The 7126-nt window shown below is 60.5% G+C and carries 8 protein-coding genes and 1 pseudogene; 1 reads left to right on the forward strand and 8 read right to left on the reverse strand.

Annotated elements, in window-relative coordinates; translation table 11 throughout:
* Positions 1-137 precede the first annotated feature (137 nt).
* Positions 138-527 carry a hypothetical protein gene (locus ASE00_RS09515; protein WP_139181870.1) on the forward strand — a complete coding sequence of 130 codons (390 nt, stop codon included), beginning with the start codon at positions 138-140 and terminating at the stop codon, positions 525-527.
* 80 nt (positions 528-607) lie between these two features.
* Here the strand turns inward: ASE00_RS09515 and ASE00_RS09520 are convergent, their stop codons facing one another.
* From ASE00_RS09520 to ASE00_RS09555, 8 genes and pseudogenes are all read right to left on the reverse strand, one after another.
* Positions 608-2383, reverse strand: coding sequence for a ParB/RepB/Spo0J family partition protein (locus ASE00_RS09520; RefSeq protein ID WP_056379709.1), 1776 nt, complete (start codon positions 2381-2383; stop codon positions 608-610).
* 212 nt (positions 2384-2595) lie between these two features.
* A complete protein-coding gene (locus ASE00_RS09525; RefSeq protein WP_056379711.1) occupies positions 2596-2916 on the reverse strand; it encodes a hypothetical protein in 321 nt (106 codons plus the stop codon).
* A gap of 116 nt (positions 2917-3032) precedes the next feature.
* Positions 3033-3623 carry a thermonuclease family protein gene (locus ASE00_RS09530; RefSeq protein WP_020819817.1) on the reverse strand — a complete coding sequence of 197 codons (591 nt, stop codon included), beginning with the start codon at positions 3621-3623 and terminating at the stop codon, positions 3033-3035.
* Positions 3617-4498: a toprim domain-containing protein gene (locus tag ASE00_RS09535; protein ID WP_056379713.1), complete on the reverse strand. Its 882-nt coding sequence runs from the start codon at positions 4496-4498 to the stop codon at positions 3617-3619. The genes ASE00_RS09530 and ASE00_RS09535 overlap by 7 nt, the downstream gene beginning before the upstream one ends.
* 111 nt (positions 4499-4609) lie before the next feature.
* A complete protein-coding gene (locus ASE00_RS09540) occupies positions 4610-5371 on the reverse strand; it encodes a replication initiation protein (RefSeq protein WP_235538614.1) in 762 nt (253 codons plus the stop codon).
* Positions 5372-5689: 318 nt separating this feature from the next.
* A complete protein-coding gene (locus ASE00_RS09545) occupies positions 5690-5908 on the reverse strand; it encodes a hypothetical protein (RefSeq protein WP_226998743.1) in 219 nt (72 codons plus the stop codon).
* A 172-nt stretch (positions 5909-6080) separates the two neighbouring features.
* The gene (locus ASE00_RS22930) at positions 6081-6491 is read right to left on the reverse strand and encodes a GNAT family N-acetyltransferase (RefSeq protein WP_158011136.1); all 411 of its coding nucleotides are present in this window, start codon (positions 6489-6491) and stop codon (positions 6081-6083) included.
* A 117-nt stretch (positions 6492-6608) separates the two neighbouring features.
* A pseudogene (locus ASE00_RS09555) lies at positions 6609-7016 on the reverse strand (IS66 family transposase); the annotation flags it as partial.
* Positions 7017-7126: the final 110 nt, after the last annotated feature.

The following is a 7126-nucleotide window of genomic DNA, read 5'->3' on the forward strand; positions in this document are numbered from 1 at the left end:
AAAGGGCGGGTGCCCTTGGCGTTCCCCCCGGTGGCAGCTGCCACCACCGGCAAGGCGCGGCCCTGGGCCGCTCGATCCTATGTGGCAGCTGACAGACTACTAAGCGCGCGGCCCTGGCCGCTCATTATGGCGGCGGGTTGCATGATTTTGTGTGGAATCTAAACCAGTTGCCAGATGAAACAGCAGGTGAATCAGAAATGGAGTTCGTTCGCAGAATATTTGGGGCTGTAGAGCCACGCTACCTCATCCGGGCCTATATTTTTGGCGCTCTGTTCTTCGCCTTCATGATGGCGCTAGGCCCGAAAACCCCGTTCCTGATTATCTATTTTCTGATCTGCACGGCGCTATTCCCATTTGCCAAGATGGTTTGGGACACGGCAATGGATACGATGCGCGGCAACACGATATTCGTCATGCCAGCGCTGATCCTGATCGTGCTCAAGCTGTTCATCAACATGATGCTGTGGTGCTTTGCGCTGTTCGTCGCACCCATCGGAATTTTCTTCCTCAACAGGCGCATTCGCTGATCGCAAAGGCGGGGCGGTGGCAGCTGCCACCGCCCCGAAGTTTGCGGGGAGCGCGGGAGTGAAGCGCGCTCCCCGTGCCGTCATGCCGCTTGGCTTTCGCTATCGGCGGCATCGGGCAAGGCAGAGGGTCGAAGGGCGGGGGGCAGAATGCGCCGCCCCGCAAGACGCTCGTTGACCGTCACAGCAAGGTCAGAGCGCTTCATGGTCTGGCAATTCTCTACAGCGTCGTTGCCGCAACCTTCGGCCAGCAGCTTCAAGAGCGTGGCCTTGCTAAGCTGGTCATAGAATACCTGATTAGGTTCCCACTTGTCGGCCATGTCGATCTGCGCGACCCCGACGATCTGCGCCAGCTGGCGGTCGCGGTCGCTGTGGAACGAAAGGCTCGTGATCTGCGAGGCCACGCAGTAGGCCAGCAGCCGCAATTTCGCTTCGCTGTCCATCTGGCGCATGTCGTCCAGCGTGGGTGCTTCGGCCAAGCGGTCAAGATCGGCCCTCGCGATCTCGTCAATGTCGGCAATCGTGGAATGGCCCATGACCGCATCGTCAACATGGAAGCGGTTCTTCTCGGCGGTGATTTCGGCGGCTTGTTGCCACGAATAGGCGTTGCCGCGAACCTGTCCCAAGAGGCCCGTCAAGAGCACGTCCAGCGCCAGTTCCGGGTCGCTGGCAAGGGCTTCTCGAACCGCCATCGTGCGGATGCCGCCCAGCTGATCCATGACTTTCTGCGAGTAGTCGGGCCGGGGAGGCTTGGGGCCATCGGCGGCGGTCCCCTTGGCGCTGCGGGTGAACGCGACCTGTTCGATACCGTCATGGCCGATAAAGACGATAAGGGAGTGCTCGGCCTTCTGCTCGGCAGTGAAAACGCGGCAAGCCGATACGATGGCGTCCTGCTTGCGGGTCAGGGCGCGCAACTCGTCGTCATAGTCGTGCTCGTCCTCGTCCACCTCGCTTTCCCGCTTGGCGATTGCCGCCTCGATCTCGACCAGCTGCGCGGTTTCTTCCTCGGTCGGGTCGCGCTCGCCTGCGGGTTCCAGATGGCCGCGCATCCAGTAGGAATCGGGCCGGTAGAGCTGCCCTTCTGCATCGCGCCAGCCATCTTCGCGCGCCGCCTTGGCGATGGCGTCGAGCCGATCTTGCACAAGGTCCATGACAAGGCCCGCATCATCACAATAGCGACGTTCTCCGAAAAGATCGGTGGTGAAGGTGCCGCCTGCGGCGCAATAGGCTTCCTCGCCCACAATGCGGAAATGCTTGTCGGTATCGGCAACCTTCTCCTGGGTGAGCATGGCCCGGATTTGATGGGCGTTGTCGCCGGTGCGCTTGAAAACCTCAAGCTGGCGGTCCTGATCGTCGGTCAGCGCGAAAGCCTGCGCCGCGCCCATGCCGATTTCGTCTTTCTGGAAGGCTTTGAGAATGGTCGGGTGCAGCGCCGCCAGCTTCAACACGCGGCGGACATAGGCGGGGGAGACGCCGAACGATGCTGCAACATCGTCAACGTCCTTGCCGCTGTCGATGATCGCCCGATAGGCTGCGATGGCATCGGCGGGGTGCATGTCCTCGCGCTGCGCGTTCTCGGCAAGCGAGATTTCCAGCGCCTCGTCCTTGCTGCGGATTTCAACGGGAACCTCGAAAGTGCCGGGGATGGCCTTTGCCTTCTGCAACAGCTTCAAGGCCCGGTAGCGCCGCCCTCCGGCGCAAATCCTGATTTTGCCGTCTTCGTCATAGCCGATCAGGTTTTGCAGCACGCCCCGCGCCTGAATGTCGGCCGCGAGGGCTTCGATTTCCTTGGGCTTCACCTTCCGCACGTTGAGGTCGGAAAGCGCCAGCTTGTTCAGTTGGATGGTCTGGATGGTCATTTCTCACTCCTTTAGGCGAAGCCGCTGCCTGCGGCCTGCGGCTCTGACCCGCTGGCGAAGCGCGGGATGGGGAGGGGGAAGCAAAATCGATGGGAGTGGTGGGTCCTGTCGATTATGCTTCGGGAACGAAAGGGCGGGTGCCCTTGGCGTTCCCCCCGGTGGCAGCTGCCACCACCGGCAAGGCGCGGCCCTGGGCCGCTCATTTTTAGCGGCTAGAGAATGGCGAGCGCGAGAACCGCAACGATAGAAGCACACAAGGCGGACATGAGCATGAGGCGTATCGTCGCGGCATTGATCGTGATCGCAGCGCCGACACAGGCCCATAGCAGGGCAATTGTGGGTCCAGCGCGGTAAATCAGGAAGCCGAAATAGCTGTTCGGCAGGAATTGCGGATAATCGAGGATCAGGCGTGCGACGATCCCGCCGCCTGCGAGAATGAGCGCGGCGATCAGCCATGCCGCGAAAGCCTCGACGCGCGGCGAAACGCTGTGCCTGGGCGCGGCCTGCGTCGTCGTTCGCGTCGCGTCATTCATGCTGAACTTCCCTTCTAGCCCTGACCGTCACCCGAATGGGCGGAGACGGCTTTGCTGGCTCCGTGGAGCCGCGCGGCGCAGCCGTGTGGTGGAGTAGGGCAGGTTCCCGGCTCCGGTCATTTGCACTTGTTCGGCAGCTGGCCCCTCTCGATCGCCAGATTCCTCATTGCCTCGTAATCGACACCCCAAAGGCCTCGTCGCTCATCGGCCGCGTCTTTCATGAAACGAGCATACGCCAGCCCTGAATGTTGCCTGTAATCAACGGCATATCCATGGCGCACCATCGTTGCCGAAACAGATGCCCCATTCGACCGAAACCGGCACGACAGGTTAGACCGGCCCCAGCTTGTCCGCCGCGTGTTGCATATCGGCTCGATCGTCAGCTTTTCGTCCTGAAAATCGCTCGTGCAGTCCATGCCGCCATTTTGCTTCACCAGCTCTTCCAAATAGAGCTGCGCTGCGATCTTGGGCACATTACCCTTGCCGTCCTCATCCGGCGCATCAATTCCCGACAATCGCACCCGCTTTTTGTCGAGCGTTTCGAGCGTATCGCCGTCGATAATGCGCGGGTTCTCGACGTGGATCGAAACCGGCTCGCTATTCCTCGCCTGCATCTGATTGAACAGCGCGCCGAAAGCGAAAACAGAGAGAATGGGCAACGCGATTTGCTGATTTCGCGGCCATTTTTTGAAACCTCGGATCAGCACCTGGCTCTCTCCTGAAGAATGTCGTTCCAGTCCATCGGCGCCGGGGCTGGCGGCAGGATGATTTTCAGTTCGCGGTCGTTTGCAGTGAGGTGGTCGCGCGCGTCCTCTATGGCCTGTGCGGCTTCCTGGCCGTGTTGCGAGTAGATGACGATTTTGCGGATGCGTTCGGGGATCGCGATCAGGCCATAGCGGCGAATGCCGCCAGCGCCCCACACCTTGAATTTCCCGTCACTAAGCTGGGTGACGGAAACGGCTTCCTCGAAGCCTTCCGCGAGGCGCAGAACATCGCCGGTTGGCTGGCCGCCGATCCGCATGGCGGCGTGTCGGACCAGGCCGAGCGTCAATTTCGCCTCGCGCAGCGCCGCATGGTAGCGTTTCTCGCCCGTTGCTGGATCGAGCAAGATCCGCTGCACGGCGATTATGCCTTCGTCGGCCTCGAACGGCACAAGGAGGGCAGGATGCTCTTCGCGGGCGTCGGGCGGACCAACGATGCAGCGCGGAGCGAAGCGCACCTTGAGGCCGGTCGGGTCGATCGCGCGCGAACGCAGATAGCGTTCAGCCGCGGTGCCTGCGATCGGCACGGCGGAATCCCATAGTTGCAGGGCGAGCTTCCGGCGCGAGGGTTCGGGCGCGCGATCGACCGTTTCGCCGCTGGTGTGGCGATTGATTTTGCGGCTGTTGAGCGCGGACCAGACGGCTTCCTGACTGCAACCGGCCCAACATTTGAACAGGACAGCCTTCTTGCCGGGGGTGACTTGGAGCGACGGATTGCGGTCGTTGTGGGCTGGGCAGCAAACCATGCCATAGGAGCCGCGCCAGTGGCCGCCCATATCCGCTACGATCTGACGTGCGCGTGCTTCGACGTCCATCTGCATCGAACTTCTTTCGTCAACGGTATCCCGACATTGGGATTTATACACATTTCACGGAGGCGGGCAAACGATCGGGATATATGCCAATATCGCGCATGGCCCGACTAGGGCCATTCAATATAAATATCTCCGCCGGTTATCTTCACTTGCGGATGACTCACGTTCTTTCGCCTCAATCGCTTCGCCCAAGCTGGCGAGAATGTCCCTCAGCTCGCGCTTGTCCCGCTCTTCGCGGGTTAGCTCCCATAGGGGCAGCTGATCCCTCATGCGCTCCATGTCGCGCGCCGCCTCGATCTGGCGATACTGTTCGCAAGCGGGCGCTGGATCGGCCGCGACGCCGCGACGCCGGCGAGCGGCGAAGATTTTCGAGAGAAAGGCGGGGAAGAGGAAGCGATAGGCGTTTGTGGCCTGCTTGATGCGCGGGCCAGCGCCTTGCGATTCGTTGTCGGGAACCGGCTCGTAGCGCCTGAACCAGTCGATAATGCGCGCGTCTTTGAGGCGCGAAAGCGCCTGAACGACGCAATTCTTGCTCAGGCCGGTTCCATCCATGATGGTGTGAAGGCTGGGGAACAACGCGCCGGTGCTATAGTCGATGACGCGGGCCAGGAACTCGATGATCTGGATGCCGGCCTGTCCGATCGCGCCGTTGCGAACGCGCGGTGTGGTCGTTCGCCGCTGCGCAAGCGTTTGCCGCTCGTAGAGCTTTGCAGCTTCGATCATCTCGCGCATCTGGCGCGCATTGCGGATCGGCGTGTAAGCCTTGGCCCGCTTCTCGTGGCCTACGGCGATGCTGCCGGCCCAGACTTTGACGCGCGGTTTTTCGGCACGCGCAAGCAAGGCGCGGTCGATCGTGGCGAGGCCGGTGCTACGCAGCACGGCGCCTATGGAAGTGGTCATGCGGACCTCCCTTCGTCGGTCCCGCGAGGCCAAGCGCCATCGCTCCCGAAAGCACGCTTTCAGGATTGACTTTCGCCGCAGCGCCACCGATAAAGGGGTTAAGCAATCGCCCACTTCGGTGGCACAAACAGCCCTCGCTCAGCCAAGCGAGGGTTTTTTGTTGCCCGTTGCAGACGGGGAGCCACCCCGCGCACAACAGATGAATCACCGACTCCAAGACGGAATCAGCGGGTCATAACTGGCTCAAGTTTCAGGAGTTGGCAAGAATAAGCGTGTGCACACGCTTATGATGCGGACTTATCCCGCTTTGCGGTAATGGCGCAGATAGTCAGGATAATCGATCCCGCGCGTCTTCAAGAGATTGATCGTCGCCTCTTCGACCAGGGCCGCGACAGACGTTTGCTCGCGTTCAGCCAATCCCTTGATCTCAGCTGCAAGCTCAGGTTTCACCCAAGCAGCAAGGTTGCGCGTGTTCGCGCGGCTCGGACGCCGCTTTGGCAGCGGGACCGGCAGCAATGGATCTTCCTGTCGTTTAGGTCGTGCCATAACATCGCATTGAATAAGGGGGCGTTCTGTCGCGCTTATAGAGGGCATAGCGTGGAAAGGTAAGCGTCCGCTGTAGGTCGTCTTTGCGGCGCACGCACGCTTGGTAACCGCCCCTTTTGGGGCCTTGGCCGACACGAACGATCTACCCGGCAGGCAGCGTTTCCTTCGCACCAATCACGAGTCGATACCGACGCATTTGCAGATCTCCACGCACATAAAGATCGCTGTCCAATGGAACGTCGACCGTTCCTTCATAGGTCGCACCGGCCTTTTCAAGAGTACGCCACGAAGCAATATTATCAGGCCGACAGGTAATCCAGATTTCCTGAAAACCATGGCGCTGTGCGATTGAAGACAGTTCCTTGAGTGCTGCGGCGGCATATCCATGACCGCGATGCTGAGGTTCGATGCCGTAACCAACGTGACCACCGTACAGCCGCATATATTCGGTATTTCCAAGGCGAAGTTGAATGGATCCGACGACCTCACCTTCAAAGACAATATCGTAGTGTTCGGCCGGAACCCAATCTCGCGTCGGGTCTGCTTCGGTCACTTTCCGCAATCTCAAAACGATCATCACGTGTAGAACTCGATCATAACGCCTTGGTATTCATAGGAATGGCGGGTGCAGATGACATTAAGCTGGGAGCGACACCACTTCCAAGCAGATTTAGACCTGCGATGCCTGCCATCTCCACGGCAGAAGTTCATCGATCCGGTTGATCGGATGCCCCTTGCCAATGCGATCAAGCACATCGGCAAGCCACTCCTGCGGATTGACGCCATTGAGTTTGGCCGTTTCAAGCAGTGAATACATGGCAGCGGCGCGCTCCCCGCCGCAGTCGGCGCCTGCAAAAAGCCAATTTTTCCTGCCAAGGCATATACCCCTGAGGGCATTCTCCGCCGGATTGTTGTCGATCTCCAGCCTGCCGTCGTCGGTGTAGGCGAGCAGTTGCGGCTTCAGCTTCGCCGCATAGCGCAGCGCGTCGGCCAACGGTGACCGGGCCGATGCCCTGGACAGCACCTCGTCGGCCCAGGCGAAGAAATCCAGCGCCTTGAGCTTCGAGAGCTTACGGGCTCTGTTGCAAAGATTGGCGGCAGTCACAGGTAGGCTGTCGCTCTGCGCCGATCAGGCGGCTGCTGCGAAATGGTGGTTGAGCATGTCCATGGCCTCCGTCAGTGCCGAGG

The organism is Sphingomonas sp. Root710 (genome assembly GCF_001429065.1).
Taxonomy (GTDB): Bacteria; Pseudomonadota; Alphaproteobacteria; order Sphingomonadales; family Sphingomonadaceae; genus Rhizorhabdus.